19 protein-coding genes are annotated in these 21176 nt (G+C 46.8%); 13 read left to right on the forward strand and 6 right to left on the reverse strand.

What is annotated here, in order from left to right:
* From FD971_RS01120 to mtgA, 4 genes are read left to right on the forward strand one after another with little or no spacing between them, the layout of a single operon-like run.
* Nucleotides 1–1989, forward strand: a complete 1989-nt coding sequence (locus FD971_RS01120) for a ribonuclease catalytic domain-containing protein (protein WP_215334279.1) — start codon at nt 1–3, stop codon at nt 1987–1989.
* Nucleotides 1973–2833, forward strand: a complete 861-nt coding sequence (locus tag FD971_RS01125; RefSeq protein WP_215334280.1) for an energy transducer TonB — start codon at nt 1973–1975, stop codon at nt 2831–2833. Before FD971_RS01120 ends, FD971_RS01125 begins: the two co-directional genes overlap by 17 nt.
* 41 nt (nt 2834–2874) lie before the next feature.
* Complete coding sequence (gene aroE, locus FD971_RS01130; RefSeq protein ID WP_215334281.1) at nt 2875–3783, forward strand: shikimate dehydrogenase; 909 nt, start codon at nt 2875–2877, stop codon at nt 3781–3783.
* A gap of 17 nt (nt 3784–3800) precedes the next feature.
* Nucleotides 3801–4541: a monofunctional biosynthetic peptidoglycan transglycosylase gene (gene mtgA / locus FD971_RS01135; protein ID WP_215334282.1), complete on the forward strand. Its 741-nt coding sequence runs from the start codon at nt 3801–3803 to the stop codon at nt 4539–4541.
* A 28-nt stretch (nt 4542–4569) separates the two neighbouring features.
* Here the strand turns inward: mtgA and pyrF are convergent, their stop codons facing one another.
* Nucleotides 4570–5415 carry an orotidine-5'-phosphate decarboxylase gene (gene pyrF / locus FD971_RS01140; RefSeq protein WP_215334283.1) on the reverse strand — a complete coding sequence of 282 codons (846 nt, stop codon included), beginning with the start codon at nt 5413–5415 and terminating at the stop codon, nt 4570–4572.
* Between the two features lie 74 nt (nt 5416–5489).
* On the opposite strand from pyrF, the gene corA reads away from it, so the two are divergent.
* On the forward strand, nt 5490–6461 hold the full coding sequence (corA, locus tag FD971_RS01145; RefSeq protein ID WP_046329509.1) for a magnesium/cobalt transporter CorA: 972 nt from the start codon (nt 5490–5492) through the stop codon (nt 6459–6461).
* Between the two features lie 18 nt (nt 6462–6479).
* On the opposite strand, the gene FD971_RS01150 is transcribed toward corA, so the two are convergent.
* Genes FD971_RS01150 through thiL form a run of 3 tightly spaced genes read right to left on the reverse strand, consistent with a single transcriptional unit; the run spans nt 6480 to nt 8601 of the window.
* The gene (locus FD971_RS01150) at nt 6480–7004 is read right to left on the reverse strand and encodes a CinA family protein (RefSeq protein WP_215334284.1); all 525 of its coding nucleotides are present in this window, start codon (nt 7002–7004) and stop codon (nt 6480–6482) included.
* On the reverse strand, nt 7001–7582 hold the full coding sequence (locus tag FD971_RS01155) for a phosphatidylglycerophosphatase A (RefSeq protein WP_215334285.1): 582 nt from the start codon (nt 7580–7582) through the stop codon (nt 7001–7003). The genes FD971_RS01150 and FD971_RS01155 overlap by 4 nt, the downstream gene beginning before the upstream one ends.
* Complete coding sequence (gene thiL, locus FD971_RS01160) at nt 7579–8601, reverse strand: thiamine-phosphate kinase (RefSeq protein WP_215334286.1); 1023 nt, start codon at nt 8599–8601, stop codon at nt 7579–7581. The genes FD971_RS01155 and thiL overlap by 4 nt, the downstream gene beginning before the upstream one ends.
* Nucleotides 8602–8673: 72 nt before the next feature.
* On the opposite strand from thiL, the gene FD971_RS01165 reads away from it, so the two are divergent.
* Nucleotides 8674–11013: an NADP-dependent malic enzyme gene (locus tag FD971_RS01165; RefSeq protein WP_251368648.1), complete on the forward strand. Its 2340-nt coding sequence runs from the start codon at nt 8674–8676 to the stop codon at nt 11011–11013.
* 138 nt (nt 11014–11151) lie between these two features.
* Nucleotides 11152–11772, forward strand: a complete 621-nt coding sequence (locus FD971_RS01170; protein ID WP_015420405.1) for a barstar family protein — start codon at nt 11152–11154, stop codon at nt 11770–11772.
* 53 nt (nt 11773–11825) lie between these two features.
* On the opposite strand, the gene FD971_RS01175 is transcribed toward FD971_RS01170, so the two are convergent.
* Nucleotides 11826–12587 carry a 16S rRNA (uracil(1498)-N(3))-methyltransferase gene (locus FD971_RS01175; protein ID WP_215334287.1) on the reverse strand — a complete coding sequence of 254 codons (762 nt, stop codon included), beginning with the start codon at nt 12585–12587 and terminating at the stop codon, nt 11826–11828.
* Between the two features lie 43 nt (nt 12588–12630).
* On the opposite strand from FD971_RS01175, the gene tkt reads away from it, so the two are divergent.
* The gene (gene tkt, locus FD971_RS01180; RefSeq protein WP_251368649.1) at nt 12631–14625 is read left to right on the forward strand and encodes a transketolase; all 1995 of its coding nucleotides are present in this window, start codon (nt 12631–12633) and stop codon (nt 14623–14625) included.
* A gap of 55 nt (nt 14626–14680) precedes the next feature.
* Nucleotides 14681–15709, forward strand: coding sequence for a type I glyceraldehyde-3-phosphate dehydrogenase (gene gap, locus FD971_RS01185; RefSeq protein WP_215334288.1), 1029 nt, complete (start codon nt 14681–14683; stop codon nt 15707–15709).
* A 104-nt stretch (nt 15710–15813) separates the two neighbouring features.
* Here gap and fur read toward each other — a convergent pair whose 3' ends face one another.
* Nucleotides 15814–16272, reverse strand: coding sequence for a ferric iron uptake transcriptional regulator (gene fur, locus FD971_RS01190; protein ID WP_215335092.1), 459 nt, complete (start codon nt 16270–16272; stop codon nt 15814–15816).
* A 43-nt stretch (nt 16273–16315) separates the two neighbouring features.
* On the opposite strand from fur, the gene FD971_RS01195 reads away from it, so the two are divergent.
* The 4 genes from FD971_RS01195 to lptE all read left to right on the forward strand — a co-directional run bounded on the left by FD971_RS01195 (nt 16316) and on the right by lptE (nt 21176).
* A complete protein-coding gene (locus tag FD971_RS01195) occupies nt 16316–17035 on the forward strand; it encodes an outer membrane protein assembly factor BamE (RefSeq protein WP_215334289.1) in 720 nt (239 codons plus the stop codon).
* Between the two features lie 67 nt (nt 17036–17102).
* Entirely contained in the window at nt 17103–17903 is an 801-nt protein-coding gene (gene dapB, locus FD971_RS01200) for a 4-hydroxy-tetrahydrodipicolinate reductase (RefSeq protein WP_215335094.1), read from the forward strand.
* A 37-nt stretch (nt 17904–17940) separates the two neighbouring features.
* Nucleotides 17941–20613, forward strand: coding sequence for a leucine--tRNA ligase (gene leuS, locus FD971_RS01205; RefSeq protein WP_215334290.1), 2673 nt, complete (start codon nt 17941–17943; stop codon nt 20611–20613).
* 35 nt (nt 20614–20648) lie between these two features.
* Nucleotides 20649–21176, forward strand: coding sequence for an LPS assembly lipoprotein LptE (gene lptE, locus FD971_RS01210; protein ID WP_215334291.1), 528 nt, complete (start codon nt 20649–20651; stop codon nt 21174–21176).

Genomic DNA, 21176 nt, shown 5'->3' on the forward strand with positions numbered 1-21176 from the left:
ATGCATCTTTTATATGAAGAGGGTGGTGACATCAAGGTCGCCACAGTCCAGTCTGCCTCGGGCGCTGGAGATGCTGAATCTTGGCAGGCGACGAGCCTGTCCGGGAAGAAGATCAAACTCAAGACCAAAGAAGTTTGGCTACGTTTTGAAAAGCCAGAACCCCAAGCCTTAATGGATGAGGCAAATACTTTATCTAAAGAGATTGATCTGCAGTTCTTATGGGACTGTGCGCCTGATGAAGAATTTGGTTTGGTGGATGTTGCTCAAGAATACTTTGGCGCACAAGCCAGCATCCCGCAAAAGACAGCATTAGCCATTGCCTTACAAGGTGCGCCGGTATTTTTCCGTCGCAAAGGGCGCGGACGTTTTCAAAGAGCGCCGCTGGAGCAGTTACAGGCTGGTCTGGCTGCACTCGAGCGCAAGCAAAAAGAATTAGAGCAGCAAGCTTCATGGCAACAGGAGTTGGTGGCTGGTGTGTTCCCGCAAACACTCAAATCTCAAGCAAATCAACTTCTCTTTTCTCCGGATAAAAATACCTCAGCCTACAAAGCACTGATTGCAGCTTGTACTGAATCAGGAGAATCGCCTGCCCAATTGATGATCCGCTGCGGTGCCATTGATTCACCTTTGCAATATCACCAAGGCATGTTCTTAAAAGCCCATTTCCCTCGGGGTGCTGAACATGACCATAGTTTGGTGGTTGAGCAAGCTGCATTAAATGCCGCTATTTCAGAGTTACCTTTAGCTGAAGTGACTGCCTTCTCAATTGATGATTCTGGTACTACTGAAATTGACGATGCTTTATCGGTCACTGTGCTTGAAGGCGGTGGGCATCGTATTGGTATTCATATCGCGGCGCCTGGTTTGGTGATCGCTAAGGATGATGCCTTAGATAAGGTCGCACGCACGCGTATGTCTACGGTATATTTTCCTGGCGACAAGATTACGATGTTGCCCGATACAGTGATTTCGCAGTTCTCATTAGATGAGGGTGCTGCTCGACCAGCTTTATCGATTTATGTAGATATCAATGCAGCTGGAGTCGTAGATAAAGAGACGCTGCAGTTGCGTGCGGAGATGGTTCCCATGGGATCTAATCTTCGGCTCGAGAATTTGGAGCATCTAGTAACGGAAGAAAGTTTGGCTGATGAATTGTCTAACTATCCCTATCGTCAAGAGCTCAGTGTGTTGTGGACCGCAGCAAAGTTATTGCATGCAGGCCGCCAGGAGCAGCGTGTAGCCAACGGATTGCGCGCCGAACAATTAGGGGTCTTGGATCCCAATGCCTTAGCGAGAGACTTTCATTTTCAAATCAAAGAAGTGGATGGTTCACAGCGGGTAGACATTACTCCGCGCCAGCGCGGTTCAATCCTGGATACCATCGTTGCTGAGTGGATGATTTATTGCAACAGTGCTTCAGGACGCTTGCTGGCAGAACATGGGATACCTGGTTTGTTCCGAACTCAAAAGGGCTGGGGCCCTTTGCGAACACGTATGCAGACGACGCCTGGCCCTCATGAAGGATTAGGTTTGGAGTATTACGCATGGTGTACATCGCCATTGCGTCGCTATTCAGATTTAGTGAATCAGTGGCAGTTAATCGCCATAGCCAAGCATGGCATCACCGCCAAAATGGTAGCGCCATTTCCACCTCGAGATGCTGCCCTGATGGGTATTGCCGCTGACTTTGAAGCCTGCTATTCAGCCTATGGTGAATACCAGGATCGTCTTGAGAAATATTGGTGCTTGCGCTGGGTTGCTCAGGATGAAGTTCCTAAGCAAGTCTTTGTGAGGCATCTCAAAGAAGGTATGTCTCGAGTGGAGCCTGTTCCATTGCATTTGCCAGTCCCAGAGTTGGCTACTCACCCGCGTATGACCAGAGCTGAAGTGAGTATTGCGGATGTAGATCTTCTGCAACTCACTGCGGGAGTTCGAGTTCTTCATATAGAAGCTCCAGAAGTTCCCGAGAGTGATGCAAGCCTCAGCTAAGTTGACTTTGTTAGTTGCTCGTTTAGATGGTAGTTGGCGCCGCTACCCATTTGGCTATGCCTTGGGCCTCTCGATTTTGGCCCACCTGATATTTCTATCCTTTCGCTGGGGCATTGGAGAAATAGAAAATCGCCGTTTAAACACACCGCTGAGCGTTGTTTTGGTGAATGCTAGTAATCAAGTGGCGCCTAAGCAGGCAAATAAATTGGCTCAGGCAGATTTGCAAGGGGGTGGCAATACATCCAATCAAGATGCAAGTGCATTGCACCGGGCAAGGCTTGGTGCAGATGCCCGCCTAGAAGTTTTAGAGAAGCAGCAAAAACAAATGCTAGCTAAGCTCGAAGCAGAACGCGCTCTAGCAGGTGGTCGTAAAAGTGGTGATGAGAAAAAAGCCACGTCGCAGCTGAACTCTTTAGAGGCTGAGTTAGCGAAACGTTTGCAGGTCCATGGGCGCGAGCCTCGTCGTAAGGTTTTGACTGGAGCGAGCACTAAGGCAGTTGTATTTGCGCAGTATTACGATGCCATGCGTCAAAAGATTGAGGCTTATGGAAGCACTTTTTTTCCGCGAGCTAATGGTCGGCCTTTGTATGGCAGCTTGGTGATTGTTGTGAGTGTCGATGCCCAAGGGCGTATTGCCAATAATGCACAAGGTAAAGATGGTTTGAGCATTGGGCGAAGTTCTGGCAATCCCGAGTTAGATCGCCAGGCCCTAGCGATTGTTCGTGCTTCCGCTCCCTTTGGAGTTTTCCCTGTAGAAATGCGCAATCAAATTGATATCTTGGATTGGGTCTCCACTTTTGATTTCGCACGAGATGGATCTGATCGCTTAGATCTGCGTCCTTAATCTAGCAGACAGCACTCAATTTCGCTTATCCTGTAGTCACTATGAGTCAAGCCACATCCGCCGAGTTGCATATCGATCCCACCCAATTTCCTGGGGTTGATATTTATGCGGTCGCAGGTAATCCAATCTCACACAGTAAATCACCTGCCATCCATAAGCGGTTTGCTGAGCAGTCAAATCAAAAAATGCACTACGGTCGCTTGCAGCCTGCACTTGATCAATTCAAAACTGCTGCACAAGCCTTCTTTGCTGCTGGCGGCAAAGGGATGAATGTAACTGTTCCATTTAAGTTGGACGCCCAGGCGCTTGCAGATGTATTAACGCCGCGTGCACAGCTGGCTGGCGCTGTAAATACTCTACTTATTGAAGATGGAAAAATCTTTGGTGACAACACCGATGGTGCTGGTTTAGTCAGGGACCTATTAGCGCAGGGCATTCAGATTCAAGGTTCCCGAATTTTATTGCTGGGAGCGGGTGGCGCTTCTCGTGGAGTACTTGGCCCCCTACTGGAGCAATTACCCAAAGAATTAATTATTGCCAATCGATCGAATGCTAAAGCCGATGAATTGGCCCACTTGTTTGCTAGCTTGGCTAGCTCACTGGATGTTGCACTACAAGCGGTTTCTCTAAGTGATCTTGAGGATGCTAGTAAGACCTTAGCTCCTTTTGATCTCGTCATTAATGCCACTGCTGCTGGCCTATCCGATGCATCACCAATTAGCGATGCGGCAGCCAGCAATATTTTTATTCCAAAATCTTTCGCCTACGATATGGTGTACGGTAAAGCAACCGCCTTTATGCAGCAGGCATTGCATCGCGGCGCACGGGTCAGTGATGGCTTGGGCATGCTAGTAGAGCAAGCTGCGGATGCTTTCTTAATTTGGCGTGGTTCTGAGCTTGCCAATGCGATTGATCCTCGCGCTGTATTGGCAGAACTTCGCACTTCCTAGTTTCTAGCTGAGCTTCGATGCGCTGGCTTTCTTACCTTCTGAAATGTTTGCTGGGTGGTTTTATCGCTATGCAAATCTACTTTGTTATTCAGGTTGGCTTGTGGGCGGCGCTGGATCCAAGCAGTACTGCTTTTCAGAGGGCGGAACGCTGGCGTCTTTGCGGTCTGTCATGGTCTTGCCCGGTGCATTCATCTTGGGTTCCTTACGAAAAAATCTCCGGCAATCTTAAGCGTGCAGTCTTGGTGAGTGAAGATGACATCTTTTTTCAGCATATGGGTGTGCGGGTCGAAGATATGAAAAAAGCTTGGACTAAAAACTCACAACTTAATCAACAGAGCAGTAAATCTAAAACCGCTTTACGGGGTGGCTCCACAATTACGCAACAACTAGCGAAGAATCTTTTTCTCTCTTCCGAGCAGAATTATTTTCGCAAAGCGCAGGAGTTAATTATTACGGGCCTACTTGAGGCAATGCTATCTAAGCAGCGTTTGTTTGAGATTTATCTGAACTCAGTAGAGTGGGGCGAGGGCATCTTCGGAATTGGTGCTGCCTCTCAACATTACTATGGCATTAAGCCCTCACTGCTTGATCGAGAGCAGTCTGCAGCTTTAGCTTCTGCATTGCCAGCACCAAAGTGTTTTGATAAAGCGCAATACTGTCGCAAGGCCAATATTCACTTCCCTACCCGGCAAGACTTTATTTTAGAAAATATGGATAGAGTGGCCTTGACACCCACTCCAAAACTAAAGGCTCGTTAAATCTGCTGTAGCTCGACCCTACTTGTTTTTATTGGTTGGCTACAGCTCTTAATGCATCTCTAGTAGTGATTGCTACTTTTCTAGCTGCCTCAGCAAAATCATTGCCTGAGCTCGCGTACAAGATTGCTCTCGAAGAGTTAATCATCATGCCGGTACCTGGTTTATTCGGGATGCCGCCAGCCTTCACAGTGGCATCGATATCGCCACCTTGAGCACCAATACCTGGGATGAGCAAAGGCATCTCGCCCACAATCGCACGTACTTTGGCAATTTCTTCGGGGAAGGTTGCGCCAACTACGAGGCTAATTTGACCGGAGCTATTCCATTTCTGCGCGGCCAGCTTGGCAACATGCAAGTAGAGTGGTTCACTATTGGGGGCCACATTCAAGAACTGAAGGTCAGAGCCTCCTGGATTTGAGGTGCGACATAAAACAATCACGCCCTTGCCAGCATGCTTTAGGTAAGGCTCGATCGTGTCAAAGCCCATGTAAGGGTTCACGGTAACGGCATCCGCACCATAACGTTCAAAAGCCTCTAGGGCATAGTGGTCGGCAGTGCTGCCGATATCACCACGCTTGGAATCAAGAATGACAGGGATGAGGGGGTATTTATCTTTAAGGTAGTGAGTCAGTTTTTCTAGTTGGGCTTCGGCTCTTTGGGAGGCAAAGTAGGCGAACTGGGGCTTAAAGGAGCAGACGGTATCCGCAGTAGCGTCAGCGATCTCGCGGCAGAACTCAAAAATCCCCTCAGGCTTACCCTGAAATACGGCGGGTAAGCGCTTTGGATCTGGATCAAAGCCCACACACAACATGCTGCCTTGGGAAGCCCATGCAGACTGGAGTTGTTGGGTAAAGGTATTTGGGCTGGAGTTCATTGGAATTAAGCTTATTTTAGTGAAACTGTCATGTTCTATAGGATAAACTAGCGACCATTCCTTAGGAGTTCACCATGATCAACTTGTTCGTCCTGCAAAATGGCCGCCTCTCTCAAGAGCAAGTGGAAGATCGCAATGAATTGTTGCAATACTCCAACCCTATCTGGATCGACGTAGTTGACCCTGAAGAGGAAGAGCTCCTGTGGATTAAAGAGGCTTTTGGCGTTCTTTTGCCTGAATTAGATGATTTGGGTGACTTAGAAGCTTCTGCGCGTTATTTCGAGGCTGATGACGGCCATCTCCATATTCGCACCGATTTCCTGCTGGATGAAGAAGAAACTTCTCGTAACGTGCGAGTCGCTTTCGTGATGACCAAGCAAGTCTTGTTTTCGATTCATGATGAAGATTTGCCGGTATTCCGTTTGGTTCGATTGCGTGCCCGTTTGCGTCCAGGCTCAGTAAGTAATGCAAAAGATGTTTTGCTCGACTTGTACTCCACCGATGCTGAATATTCCGCTGATGCTTTGGAAGAGGTTTATGAAAATCTCGAGCAAGCAGGTAAGCGTGTGCTGCAAGACGACATCACTGATCACGATGCAGAAGAAGTGCTTGAAACAATTGCTAAGGAAGAGGATACGAACGGACGTATTCGTCGCAATGTGATGGATACCCGCCGTGCATTATCTTTTTTAATGCGCAGCAAATTATTGTCTGATGAGCAGCAAGAAGAAGCGCGTCAGATTTTGCGAGATATTGATTCACTAGAAAACCATACCGCGTTCTTGTTCGATAAGATTAACTTCTTGATGGATGCGACAGTCGGTTTTATTAATTTGAACCAAAGTAAGATCATCAAGATCTTCTCGGTGGTATCTGTTGCCTTAATGCCGCCTACTTTATTGGCGAGTGTCTGGGGTATGAACTTCCGCTACATGCCAGAGTTAGAACAGACTTGGGGTTATCCAGTTGCGATTATCTCTATGGTGATTTCCGCGATGATCCCTCTGGGCTACTTCCGCCACAAGGGCTGGCTAAGCTCACGCTAATTCTGTAGTACTGGCTTATTAGGCGTTTTTAGGTTTAAGCAATTCCAGAAATTGAGAGATCGCAAAATCACGCGCTTGTTCCCGTACGATTTGACGATCACCATTGAAATGTTTAGTCAACGTGACGGTATTGATGACATCAATTCCAATGCTCTCTTTAATTGCCCAGCCAAAGCAGACCGTGCCAACTGGTTTTTCAGGTGAACCACCTGTTGGTCCAGCGATGCCGGTAATAGAGATTGCGGCGTTGACATTTGAGTTGCGGAGCGCCCCCTCAGCCATGGCTTTAGCAACTTGCTCGCTGACTGCTCCAAAAGATTCAAGTGCTTCTACTGGAACATCTAAGCATTCAGATTTTGCGGCATTGCTATAGGTGATGTAGCCTCGATCAAGCCAATCACTGGAACCTGCCAAATCCGTCAGGGTTGCGCAGACAAGACCGCCAGTACAGGATTCAGCCAGAGCAATTTTCCAGCCTCGGTTTATTAAAGTCAGCGCAACAGCTCTCGATATTTCATGCTGAGGATCATTATTATTTTTCATGAGATGTAGCTCAATCCAATATGTAAAAGCGCAATAGTAAATAGCGTGAAAAATGCTGCAGCCAAATCGTCGGCAATGATTCCGAAGCCGCGCCACAGTATTAAGCCAACACTTGATGGAGAGGAGCTATCGCCACCTTCTAAATGTTTAAAGTGTCGATCAATCATTCCAATCGGACCCGGTTTCACGGCATCAAAAAATCGGAATAGTGCAAACGCCAAAATTTGTACCCATAAGTTTGCAGGCATGATGAAAATCAATACGAGCCAGAAGGCAACAATCTCATCCCACACGATTCCGCCAAAATCTTTTTTGCCCAACTCTTCGCTGACTTGTCCGCAGATCCAGCAGCCCAGCAGTATTCCAATTCCGATGACCCATAACCATGCTTCGGTAGATAGAAAATACTCGCCCACCAGGAATGCGGCCCAAGCCCACAGTGTTCCTGCGGTGCCGGGGGCGAATGGCGCCAAACCACTACCCATACCGAATGCCAGGGCGCGACTAGGTTTACTAAATACCCACTTGAAACTAGGTGTAAGGATGGAGGAGTTTGTCGTATTAGCTTGGGTATTCATGCGAAGTGATCAAAAGATTTCAGCAGTGAAGCTGCTTGCTGAGAATTTAATTCTTTTCCATCGTTATCAATGATGTGTATCTCAGGTGCTGAGTCTTGCATGGATTTGATGCTACCAATTTGAGTGAGTGGAAGATTGAGGTCTGCACTTATTTTGGTAATGACATCCCGTTTACCACTTGGGGCGGTAAAGCACAGCTCGTAATCGTCTCCACCATTCGCAGCATATTGATTTTGAATTGCCAGAGTTTGTTTGCGCAATGTGGCAGATTTTGGAATCTTATCTAAGAAGACTTCCGCATCTTTGTTTGACTGTTTGAGGATGTGCCTCAGATCGCCTAAAAGACCATCGGAGATATCTAGAGCGGAATTAGCAACCTCTCTCAAGGCAAGACCTAAATTCAGCCTGGGGGTAGGTTGATGCATGTGTGCCTCAATGCTTGCTAAATCTTCTTTCGACAATTCAATTTCATGACGCAGTGCAGCAAGATTAAGTCTTGCGTCCCCAACGGTTCCTGAAACCCAAATGTCATCACCTTCCGATGCCCCCGATCTGCGAATGGCTTTGTCTTTCGGAATACTGCCAAAGGCGGTGATGCAAATATTGAGTGGGCCAGCAGTGGTGTCACCACCGATCAGTGGGCAGTCATATTCATTTGCTATGGCAAATAAGCCTCTACTAAAGGCCTCTAGCCAGCTTGGATTAGGATCTGGCAATGCGAGTGCCAGGGTAAAGCCCAAAGGCTTGGCGCCCATGGCTGCTAGGTCTGAGAGGTTGACTGCTAGGGCTTTCCAGCCGAGCCACTCTGGATTGGCGTCTGGAAAAAAGTGCCTGCCAGAGACCAGCATGTCGCTGGTGATTGCAATTTCTTCAGTGGGGTCAATTTTGAGTAGGGCGCAGTCATCACCAATTCCTAGCTTCACCGAGCTTGTGTTCTTGGCAAGCATGAGTTCTGACTGCGTTTTGAAGAAACGCTGAATCAGGTCAAATTCACCAAGTGGGGATGTTTGAGATTGCATGCCCCATTTTATGGCCCTTGGGACTCTTTCATCCGAGAGGAATAGAATTAGAAACTTGAATACGTCCGATTGATGAGTGAACTGATGAGTAAACCAAGCAATAGCAGCAAAGAACAGCAAATAGCGGATTTAAGAGCAGCCGCTCTCCACTATCACGAGTTTCCGACCCCAGGAAAAATAGAGATTGCCCCTACAAAGCAACTCACAAATCAGCGAGACTTAGCGCTTGCATATACACCTGGTGTAGCTGCCCCTTGCGAAGAGATTGTTAAGGATCCTGCAAATGCATTCAAGTACACAGCGCGTGGCAATTTAGTTGGCGTAATTACCAACGGCACCGCTGTTTTAGGCTTGGGAAATATTGGGCCATTGGCAAGTAAGCCGGTGATGGAGGGTAAAGCGGTTCTCTTTAAGAAATTTGCTGGCATCGATGTATTCGATATTGAGGTCAATGAAAACGACCCAGATAAATTGGTTGAGATCATTGCCGCGCTTGAGCCCACTTTTGGCGGTATCAATCTAGAAGATATTAAGGCGCCCGATTGTTTTGTAGTCGAGCGTAAGTTACAAGCGCGCATGAAGATTCCGGTCTTTCACGATGATCAACATGGAACTGCGATTGTGGTTGCTGCCGCAATTCTGAATGGCTTGAAAGTCGTTGGTAAAGATGTTGCTGACGTGAAGTTGGTCACATCTGGTGCTGGCGCTGCTGCATTGGCTTGTTTAGATCTATTAGTTGACCTTGGGATCCCGCGTAAAAATATTTGGGTTACCGACTTAGCTGGTGTGGCTTATAAAGGTCGTAAAGAGTTAATGGATCCTGAGAAGGAGCCGTTCTGTCAGGAGACAGAGTTACGCACGTTGGATCAAGCAATTGAAGGTGCTGATATTTTCTTGGGTCTTTCTGCTGGCGGTGTGTTGAAGCAGGACATGGTTAAGAAGATGGCGCCCAAGCCATTGGTCTTTGCTTTGGCAAATCCAACACCAGAAATTCTTCCTGAAGAAGTAAAGGAAGTTCGCCCTGATGCGGTAATGGCAACTGGCCGTACTGATTACCCAAATCAAGTGAACAACGTATTGTGCTTTCCATTCATCTTCCGCGGTGCATTAGATGTTGGTGCAACTACTATTACGCGTGGCATGGAAGTCGCGGCAGTCAAGGCTGTAGCGGAGTTGGCGCAAGCTGAACAGAGCGAAGTGGTGACCTCTGTGTACGGGATTGAGAACTTGTCTTTTGGTCCAGAATATTTGATTCCGAAGCCATTTGACCCACGTCTCATTACGGTCATTGCACCTGCGGTTGCTAAGGCTGCAATGGATGATGGTGTTGCTCAACGTCCGATTAAAGACTTTGACGCTTACCGTAATCAGTTGCAGCAATTTGTGTATCACTCTGGCACTTTGATGAAGCCACTATTTAGCATTGCTAAACGTGTGCCTGCTGCACAAAAACGTATTGTGTTTGCTGAAGGTGAAGATGAGCGTGTATTGCGTGCAGTACAAATCATTATCGATGAGCATTTAGCCACCCCGATTCTGATTGGTCGCCCCGCAGTAATTGAGCACCGAATTGGCAAATTTGGATTGCGCATTAAGGCTGGTGATGATTTTGAAATCGTCAATCCAGAGAATGATCCTCGCTATCGGGATTTCTGGCAAACCTATTTAGGCTTGACTGAACGTAAGGGTGTCACCGAATCATTTGCAAAATTAGAAATGCGTCGTCGCAACAGCTTAATTGGTTCAGTGATGATTACTAAGGGCATGGCAGATGGCATGATTTGTGGAACTGTTGGCAACTTAGCAACCCATTTGAAATACATCGATGAGGTGGTGGGTCAAGAGCCGGGTGCCAATGTCTATGGCGCCATGTCTGGTTTGATATTGCCAGGTCGGCAAGTGTTCTTGGTAGATACCCATGTCAACATTGATCCAACTGCGGAGCAATTGGCTGAATTGACTTTGATGGCTGCAAGTGAAATGCGGAAATTAGGTTTAGCACCTAAGGTTGCGCTCTTGTCGCATTCTAATTTTGGTTCAAGCAGTGCACCATCCGCAATCAAGATGCGTGACGTGTTGGCTTTGATTCAAAAAGCAGATCCTACCCTTGAGGTGGATGGTGAAATGCATGGCGATAGCGCTTTGGATGAAACTATTCGTGCAAGCGCCGTTACTTCATCACCTTTAAAAGGCGATGCCAATTTGTTGGTGCTGCCAAATATTGATGCCGCAAACATTTCTTACAACTTGCTAAAGACAGCAGCTGGTAACGGTATTGCAATCGGACCATTACTCCTGGGCGCCGCTAAGCCAATTCATATTCTGACGCCATCAGCTACTGTGCGCCGCATCGTGAATGTCACCACTTTGGCGGTAGTTGAGGCAGCAAGTAATGCTAGGGGTGTAGCTTAAGGCTTCATAGCAGACTTTTATTTATGTTAGTTAGTAATAACTAACATAAATAATTATTATATAAATCAATGGTTTATATAAAATGCACTGTAATTGGGCTTGATTTGATGGCGTGTTAGGGGTAACCTAGCACCCATCATGAATAATCGCTCTGAAAACGGCACTACAGTAGGGTTCGACGAACACAGTCGAGCTGAAAGTTGGGATAGCAACGATCGACTTGAAACCGAGTCATCCGCTGCCAACATCTACGCCGAGGGTGGTTTATCTCGTTTACAAACCTATGCAGCAAATCAAGTTTCGGGGAAAAAAGTGACAGCTTCTTGGCGTGCCGCTTTGGCCGTTCGCGATGCCGGACCGCCGGCAATGTTGCGCAGTGTGCGCCCTAATATCGTGCAATCCATTCGTGCTTTCCGCACTCCTGACCTCCAGGAAGCAGCTACAGAGCTTGGTCAACATTTCATTTACGCTAATTGTGCAAATGCCATGACTAAAGGCGAAGTATTGGAAGCGATTGCGATTGCATACACATTTACTAAGCAACAAGCGAAGAATTTTGATCCTTTGCTCGATGCCTTGACGACTACTGTTGATAAGTCTGGCCCGCAACCCGGTTTCGTAGTGGTGCTCGAAGGTTTGCCTTGTACTCAGAAGTTTGACAAAGAAGCTCGCGAGACCCTGTTAGATGTGTTCCGTGATGCTGTGGACTTCTGGTCTGAGCGTCGCACACCATATCGCGTGTTCTATTCTTTTGCTTAATTTCTGCCCATTTACTAGCTAAGTAGTAAATAAGAGCCCAGCATAAATCGCCTCTATTTGAGGCGATTTTGCATTTCTGAATCCCAAATGCTATGAACGGCTGTGATTGCCACAATTCCAGCAGTCTCAGTTCGCAATACCCGGTCACCTAGAGAAACAATCTGATATCCAGAGGCTTGAGCTTGAGCCTCTTCTTCTGGAGAATGCCCACCTTCAGGCCCAATCATCAAAATCACATCCTGCGGCGGACTTTCAATGAGTACCGAATACAAGCTTTTGTCAGTATCTGGGCTTAAAAGTAGCTTAAGTTTGGCTTTTTGTGGCTTTTGTAGATAACTTTCAAAACTTTGAATGGGCTCTACTGAAGCTAAAACTGTGCGATCACATTGTTCGCATGCCGCCTGAACAATGCCCTCCCAGTGGAGGAGGCGTTTTTGCGCCCGCTCGGCATCGCTAGAGCGCGTCAATTTAATCACTGAGCGCTCGCACTGGAGGGGTGCAATCACTTGAGCGCCGGTCTCTATGGCCTTCTCAACAACCCAATCCATCTTGTCGCCACCAGCCAGACCTTGTACCAAAGTAATGGCGTAGGGGCTCTCTCGATGGGTATCTTGGCGAATATCACTCAACTCTGCTTCCCCAGATTTATTGCTCAAGGAAAGTAGCTTAGCCTTGGCAATCTGGCCTTTTCCATCAAAGATGGGGAAGAATTCACCGACTTGGATACGGCGGACGCGCAGGTGATGTGCGAGCTCAGGGGTGAGGGTATTTGGCTTTTGGGTTTCCCATGGGCCGGGAAGATAAAATTGAGGCATTACTGAAATATAGCTAATTAATTTCCTAGAGACCCAATTTACGATGTCAAACCTTCAAATTCGTATGGCTAATGCCATTCGTGCTTTATCCATGGATGCAGTCCAACAAGCCAATTCCGGTCACCCTGGAATGCCAATGGGTATGGCTGATATTGCAGTTGGTCTTTGGAATGAGCATTTGCAACATAACCCAACAGATCCACATTGGATGAATCGTGATCGTTTTGTTTTATCAAATGGTCACGGCTCGATGTTGTTGTATTCCTTATTGCATCTGACTGGCTACGACTTACCAATGAGCGAGTTGAAAAACTTCCGTCAGTTACATAGCAAAACCGCGGGACATCCTGAATATGGAATTACTCCTGGAGTAGAAACAACAACCGGCCCATTGGGTCAGGGAATTTCAAACGCAGTGGGTATGGCGGTTGCTGAAAAATTATTAGCGCAAGAATTTAATCGCCCAGGTCACGATATTGTTGATCACTACACCTATGTATTTTTAGGTGATGGTTGTTTGATGGAAGGTATTAGTCATGAAGTGTGTTCATTGGCTGGCACACTCAAACTCAATAAATTGATTGCACTATGGGATGACAACGGCATCTCCATTGATGGCAAAGTAGTTTCTTGGTTTAACGAAGATACGCCAAAGCGTTTTGAGGCATATGGTTGGAATGTGATTCGTGATGTTGATGGCCATGATGCAGAGGCCGTGTCTGGCGCAATCGCTAAAGCGAAGAAGAGTGACAAGCCAACATTGATTTGTTGCAAGACGGCGATTGGTCAAGGCTCGCCTAATATGGCTGGTAGCGACAAGGTGCATGGTTCCCCGTTGGGCGCAACTGAAATTGCTGCAACTCGTGTTGCACTGAACTGGCCATATGCCCCGTTCGAAATTCCAAATGATATTTATGAAGCCTGGGATTTTAAGAAACGTGGTCAAGCTGCTGAGCATGAATGGAATAAAGAATTCCAAGCGTACAAAAATAAATACCCAGAACTGGCTTCTGAATTACAGCGTCGCATGCAAGGCGACTTATCTAAAGATTTCTCTAAAACTTTAGATGCTTATTTAAAAACTTGCGAAACCAAAGCAGAAACTATTGCTACTCGCAAGGCAAGTCAAAATGCCATCGAAGCGTTGGCACCAGCCTTACCAGAATTTATGGGCGGCTCTGCTGACTTAACAGGCTCCAACTTAACGAACTGGTCTTCATGTAAGGCTGTACGTGGTGACCAGTGGGGCAATCACATTAATTACGGTGTGCGCGAATTTGGTATGAGCGCCATCATGAACGGTATCGCTTTGCATGGTGGCTATATTCCATTTGGCGGAACATTCTTAACTTTCTCTGATTACAGCCGCAACGCATTGCGCATGGCTGCATTGATGAAGTTACGTAGCATCTTTGTCTTTACGCATGACTCGATTGGCTTGGGTGAAGATGGTCCAACTCACCAGTCTGTTGAGCATGTAGCGAGCTTGCGCCTCATTCCGAATTTGATGGTTTGGCGTCCATGCGACACCACTGAGAGTGCGATTGCATGGGGTTCCGCGATTGAGCGCAAGCATGGACCAAGCGCGCTCATCTTTAGTCGTCAAAACTGTCCATTTGTATCGCGCAATAACCAGCAAGTAAAAGATATTGCCCGTGGTGGATATGTTTTGCGTGATCCTAAGAAATCCAAAATCGATGCAGTGATTATTGCCACGGGATCTGAGATTGCTTTGGCGCTCCAAACTGCAGAGCGATTAGAGGGTGAGGGTTTTGGAATTCGCGTGGTTTCAATTCCATCAACTACCGTGTTCGATCAACAAGATGCTGCTTACAAATCAAAAGTATTGCCGGCTGACGTTCCGCGCATTGCTGTTGAAGCAGGTGTGACTGATTTCTGGTGGAAGTATGGTTGTGCAGCTGTGCATGGCGTTGATACCTTTGGTGAGTCAGCTCCAGCACCTGTACTCTATGAATACTTTGGCTTAACGGTCGATCAGATTGCTAAAACAGTGAAGCAATGTATTGCAAAGAAATAGACACATAAGAAACAAAGTATTTATCTAAGAATTCAAAATTAGTAAGGGGAATGGAATGACAATTCGTGTCGCAATTAACGGTTATGGTCGTATTGGTCGCATGGTCTTACGTGCTTTGTATGAAGATCAAGACAATGGTAAGCCAAGACGTGATATCAAAATCGTTGCAATTAATGCCATGGGCGATATCGACATCAATGCACACCTGACCCAATATGATTCTGCGCATGGCCGTTTTCCTGCTGAAGTAAAAGTGGATGGCGATTGCATGGTAGTCAATGGTGATCGCATCAAAATGTTCTCTACCCGCAATCCTTTAGAAACTCCATGGGGTGAGTTGGGTGTGGACTTAGTACTTGAATGCTCTGGCAAATTCACCTCAAAAGAAAAAGCCATGGTGCATATTGCTCAGGGCGCGAAAAAGGTATTGATCTCCGCTCCCGGTGAAAAAGATGTGGATGCCACAATCGTTTACGGTGTAAATCAGCAAGTTCTTAAACCAGGCGACGTCGTGGTTTCTAACGCAAGCTGCACAACCAACTGCTTAGCTCCGCTAGTTAAACCATTGCTAGAAAAGATCGGTATCGAGTCTGGCTTAATGACTACGATCCATGCCTTTACTAATGATCAGGTTCTGACTGACGTGTATCACAAGGATATGCGCCGTGCACGTTCTGCTGTAACCAGCATGATTCCAACAAAGACAGGCGCTGCAAAAGCGGTTGGCTTGGTATTGCCAGCCTTAGCAGGGCGCTTCGATGGTTTTGCAATGCGCGTACCCGTCATTAACGTTTCTGTTGTGGATTTGACCTTTGCTGCCAGCCGCACTACTAGCGTAGACGAAGTCAATTCCATCCTCAAAACAGCAAGTGAGGGCGAATTGAAGGGTATTTTGGGTTTCAATACCTTGCCTTTGGTTTCCATCGACTTTAATCATGATCCACGCCCAAGTATTTATGACGCCTCTCAGACTCGCGTATCAGCAGATGGCAAGCTGGTCAAAGTCTTGGCTTGGTATGACAACGAGTGGGGCTATTCAGTCCAAATGCTCAATGCTGCGGAAGCATTGATGGCTGTAAAGTAAGTAATTAATCAGGCTTTACGGCTAAAAGAGCTTAAAATCTTATTTTTTATGTAAAAAAGACCTCAATTGAGGTCTTATTCATTATCTTTACTTATCTTCCTTAATTAGGATTTTGGCTTATTGCGACAATTCTTCTTTTGGCAGTGGCCATACATCGCTAAAGAGTGCTCCTGAAGCTTAAAACCCAGGTTTTTGGCAATATCGCGCTGTCTTTTCTCAATTGCTTCGTCAACAAACTCTTCAACATGACCGCAATCTAGGCAAACCAAATGATCATGGTGTTGACCCTCATTGAGCTCATAAATAGCTCTTCCATCACCTTTACTTGACTCAAAATGACTGCGGAGCAAGAGCCCTGCTTGTTCAAACTGGGTGAGTACCCGATATACCGTGGCTAAACCAATTTCTTTGTCATCCTTAGCTAAGGCCATAAAGATGTCTTCGGCGCTAAAGTGGGTACCACTATTTTGATGAAAAAAGTCCAAGATTTTCATGCGTGGACCAGTCGCCTTGAGGCCAATGTCGCGTAAATCTGCTGGAGTCGGATTTTGGTTCATATTCATGGGTTTGGGAGCTAAAATCAATGTCTTAATGATACGGCCTGCCATGCAAAATTGCCCTCAACTGTTTACCCGTCTACTGAACTCCATTTTTGGGGCTCTTGACCTTGCTCGATCAGGGCTGGTTATTGTTGCTGTGAGTTCAGTAATGATCGCTACAGGCTGCACCAGCGCCGTTGATGACACGCAACGCGCCTGGATGAATAAAGTCTTTAGACCTTATGTTCCCGATGTGGTGCAAGGCAACTTTATTTCTAGCGAGCAATACGCCAAGCTCTCAGTGGGCCAAAGTCGCGAACAAGTCCGTCAAATTTTGGGAACACCTTTACTGGCTAGTTATTTCCATGCCAATCGCTGGGACTACGTTTTTGAATTCAAACGCGCTGGCCAGCAAATGAGTAAAGAGCGTCGTGTCACCGTATTTTTCGAAGGCGATAAATTAGTGAAGTTCCAGGGTGACGCCTTACCAACGGAAGTGGAGTTAGTTGCCGAGATTGATGGCTATGCAAAAACTAAGCGTTCATTCTGGGACGTCATGACTGGCTCGAATAAGCCCCCAGTAACTCCGCCTTTGCAACAGCCAGAGATACTGGTGCCTAGCCCAACCAATAATTTGCCGGCTGGAACGCCTGTGCCTGCGGCCCCTGCTAGCAGTTCTTTTTGGGACTTTTTTAGCTTTTCAAAAAAATCACCAGATGCCCAGCCTGATCCTCAACCCTTAGGTCCAGGCGCCCTCAATATTCCGCAGGCTACTGAAGCGAAGTAAAGATAAAGTTGTGTTGATGTCGAGTGGTTTTTTCGACAACCTTGAATAAGAAACGAAGATATAAATGATGAAAATTGCAATTGCTGGTGCAACCGGCCGCATGGGAAAAATGTTAATCGAGGCTGTACTCAATTGCTCAGATGCTGAGTTGGTTGGCGCCTTAGAGCATGAGTCTTGCCTGTTACTAGGTGAAGATGCTGGTGCGTTCTTGGGTAAAAAAACTGGCGTAGCTATTACATCCGATATTGCCAGGGCTTTGAGTGGCGCTGAATTCTTAATTGACTTCACTCGACCAGAAGGCACGATAGCCCATTTAGCTGTTGCGCAAAAGACTGGCAGCAAAATGATTATTGGTACTACTGGTCTTAGCCCAGAGCAAATCGATAGCCTGAAGAAAGCGTCTACAAGTTTAGCCATCGTATTTGCGCCAAACATGAGTGTGGGTGTGAATGCCACATTCAAATTATTAGAAATTGCTGCCAAGATGTTGAACGAAGGTTACGACATTGAAATTGTTGAAGCCCACCATCGCCATAAAGTAGATGCCCCATCCGGCACTGCACTAAGAATGGGTGAGGTGATTGCAGATGCACTTGGTGAGAAGTTAGATGATGTTGCTGTGTATGCCCGCGAAGGTCATACCGGTGAGCGTAAAGCAGGATCGATTGGTTTTGCCACTATTCGTGGTGGAGATATTGTGGGTGATCACACTGTCTTATTTGCAGGCGAGGGCGAGCGCATTGAGATTAGCCATAAGTCTTCTAGCCGCCAGTCTTATGCGCAAGGTTCATTGCGCGCTGCACGCTTCTTACAAGGTCAAAACTCTGGTTTGTATGACATGCAAGATGTTCTTGGCCTACGTAAGTAATTAAGTAAAACAGAATAGAAGAAAAGAGTTGTACTGAATGAGTAAGGATTACGATCACCGCAGTATTGAAGCTGCAGCACGCGCTGATTGGGAAAGCGCGCAAGCTTACAAGGTAGCTGAGAACGCAGTTGATGCTTCTGGCAAGCCAAGACCAAAATACTACGCTTGCTCCATGCTGCCTTACCCATCCGGTAAGTTGCATATGGGTCACGTTCGTAACTACACCATCAACGATGTGATGGCGCGACAACTGCGCATGCAGGGCTATAACGTACTCATGCCAATGGGCTGGGATGCGTTTGGTATGCCCGCTGAAAATGCAGCGATTCAGAATAAAGTGCCACCAGCTAAATGGACCTACGACAACATTGCTTACATGAAAAAGCAAATGGCGGCGATGGGTCTAGCAATTGATTGGTCGCGCGAAGTTGCTACTTGTAGCCCTGATTACTATCGATGGAACCAATGGCTCTTTTTGAAGATGCTTGAAAAGGGTATTGCTTATCGCAAGACTCAAGTCGTCAATTGGGATCCCATCGATCAAACCGTATTGGCAAATGAGCAGGTGATTGATGGACGCGGCTGGCGCTCAGGCGCTTTGGTAGAAAAGCGTGAAATCCCTGGCTATTACTTCAATATCACTGCCTATGCAGAGCAATTACTTTCTGGTTTAGATGGTTTGGGTTGGCCAGAGCGCGTCAAGACCATGCAGCAAAACTGGATTGGTAAAAGTCGTGGTGTACGTTTTGCGTTCAAGCATGAGATCCAAGATGCACATGGCAATTTTGTTCAAGATGGCCATTTGTATGTATTTACAACGCGTGCAGACACCATCATGGGCGTTACATTCTGTGCAGTTGCTGCTGAGCACCCATTAGCAACATTGGCGGCCGCCAATAATCCTGAGTTATCTGCATTTATTGAGAAATGTAAAACGGGTAGTGTGATTGAAGCAGATCTCGCTACTCAAGAGAAAGTAGGCATGTTCACAGGTTTGTATGTGACGCACCCGCTGACTAATGAGCCAGTGCCAGTCTGGGTGGGCAACTATGTTTTGATGTCTTACGGCGATGGCGCTGTCATGGGTGTTCCTGCGCATGATGAGCGTGACTTTGCCTTTGCCCTCAAATATGACTTACCAATTAAGCAGGTGATTGCCCTTCGCGCTCCTTCAGACATGTTCAATACTAGCCATTGGCAAGATTGGTATGCCCAGAAGGATGATGTTGTTTGCTTAAACAGCGGTAAGTACGACGGCCTATCGCATGAGGAGGCGGTTGATGCAGTATCTCAAGATTTGGCAAAGATGGGTATTGGTGAAATCAAAACCACATACCGTTTGCGTGATTGGGGTATTTCTCGTCAGCGTTATTGGGGTACACCAATTCCGATTATTCATTGTGGCGATGAGCAGAACCCAGGTTGTGGCGCCGTGCCAGTTCCTGAAGCAGATTTGCCGGTAGTGTTGCCGGAAGATTGTGTGCCAGATGGTAGTGGCAATCCGCTCAATAAGCGTGCTGATTTCCTGAATGTGAAATGTCCAAAATGTGGCAAGCCTGCACGTCGTGAGACTGACACTATGGATACCTTCGTGGATTCTTCTTGGTATTTCATGCGTTACACCGGTCCAGATGCGAAGACTATGGTCGATGAGCGTAATGAATACTGGATGCCAATGGATCAGTACATTGGTGGCATTGAGCATGCGATTTTGCATTTGCTCTATGCACGCTTCTGGACTAAGGTCATGCGAGATCTCAATCTCATTACTTTTGATGAGCCGTTTCAAAACTTGCTGACGCAAGGCATGGTGCTCAATGAGACTTATTACTCTGAAGAAGCATCTGGCAAAAAAACTTGGTTAAACCCTTTGGATGTAGAGCTTGAGCTCGATGAAAAAGGCCGTCCTCAAAGCGCTAAGCTGAAAGGCGATACTTCTGGCGCACCAGTCATTATTGGTGGCGTTGAGAAGATGTCTAAGAGTAAAAATAATGGCGTTGATCCCCAGGCATTAATTGATCAATATGGTGCAGATACTGCGCGTTTATTTGTGATGTTTGCTGCTCCCCCTGAGCAGCAACTCGAGTGGTCTAGTGCCGGCGTAGAAGGTGCATCACGTTTCTTGCGTCGCGTATGGATGTATTCCAGCAGTCAGGCTGATGCAATCCGTGCGGCTAGTGAGGCGTTGCCAAACGATTTAAATGATGCTGAAAAAGAATTGCGACGTGAAGTGCATACCATTCTGAAGCAGGCTAACTTTGACTATCAACGTCGTCAGTACAACACCGTAGTTTCTGCGGCAATGAAGATGTTGAATGTCTTAGAGCCTGTGAAATTAGGTGATAAGACTGTAGTCCGACCCGCCGTATTGCGTGAGTGCATCAGTATTTTGATTCGGGTGCTTTACCCAGTCGTGCCTCACTTAACGCATGCCCTCTGGAATGAGATTGGTTGCGTTCTATCTTTTGGCAGTCTATTGGATGCACCATGGCCCGTAGTAGACGAGACTGCGCTAATTCAAACTGAGTTGACCATCATGTTGCAAATCAATGGCAAGTTGCGTGGTGATATCCGTGTACCTGCGGATGCCACTAAAGAGCAAATTGAGACCTTGGCATTACAAAGTGAGCCTGCTGTAAAAGCATTAAATGGCGCAGCTCCTAAAAAAGTGATTGTGGTGCCGGGTCGCTTAATTAATATTGTTGCCTAGGTCGTTGCAAATTACTTTGGATAGAAACTAAACACATGCGCGTAAATCACCTTCGACGTACCATGCTTGGGTTTCTGGCCTTGGCTCCAGTCAGTGGTTTGATTGCCTGTGGCTATCGTTTGCGTGGCATGGTCGATTTGCCATTCAAGGTAATCGCAATTACAGGCAGTCCATCACCACCTCTGAGAGCGGATCTGCAGACAGCTATTTTGACTGGTACCAATGCTAAGGTGGCTATCAACCCTAAAGATGCCGATCTCATTTTAGAAATTACCAGCGATCTCGATGGTCGTGAGATCTTGGCCTATAACTCGAATGGTCAAGTCTCTGCTTACCGTTTAAGTATTCGCGTTGGTTTTAGGGCTTATGACAATGCTGGAGCTGACGTCGTACCTGAAGCTGAAATCTACATGACTCGAGACATGGACTTCTCGGTATCTACCGTTTTGGCGACCGATGTCCAAATGCAGCAATTTTTATCTTTGATGCGTCGAGATCTTGCGGTGCAGATTTTGCGTCGTATTTCTGCTTCTGCTCGAGCACCGCGGGCTAAAAGTTTTTAA

The organism is Polynucleobacter sp. AP-Ainpum-60-G11, from assembly GCF_018688375.1.
Classification (GTDB): domain Bacteria; phylum Pseudomonadota; class Gammaproteobacteria; order Burkholderiales; family Burkholderiaceae; genus Polynucleobacter.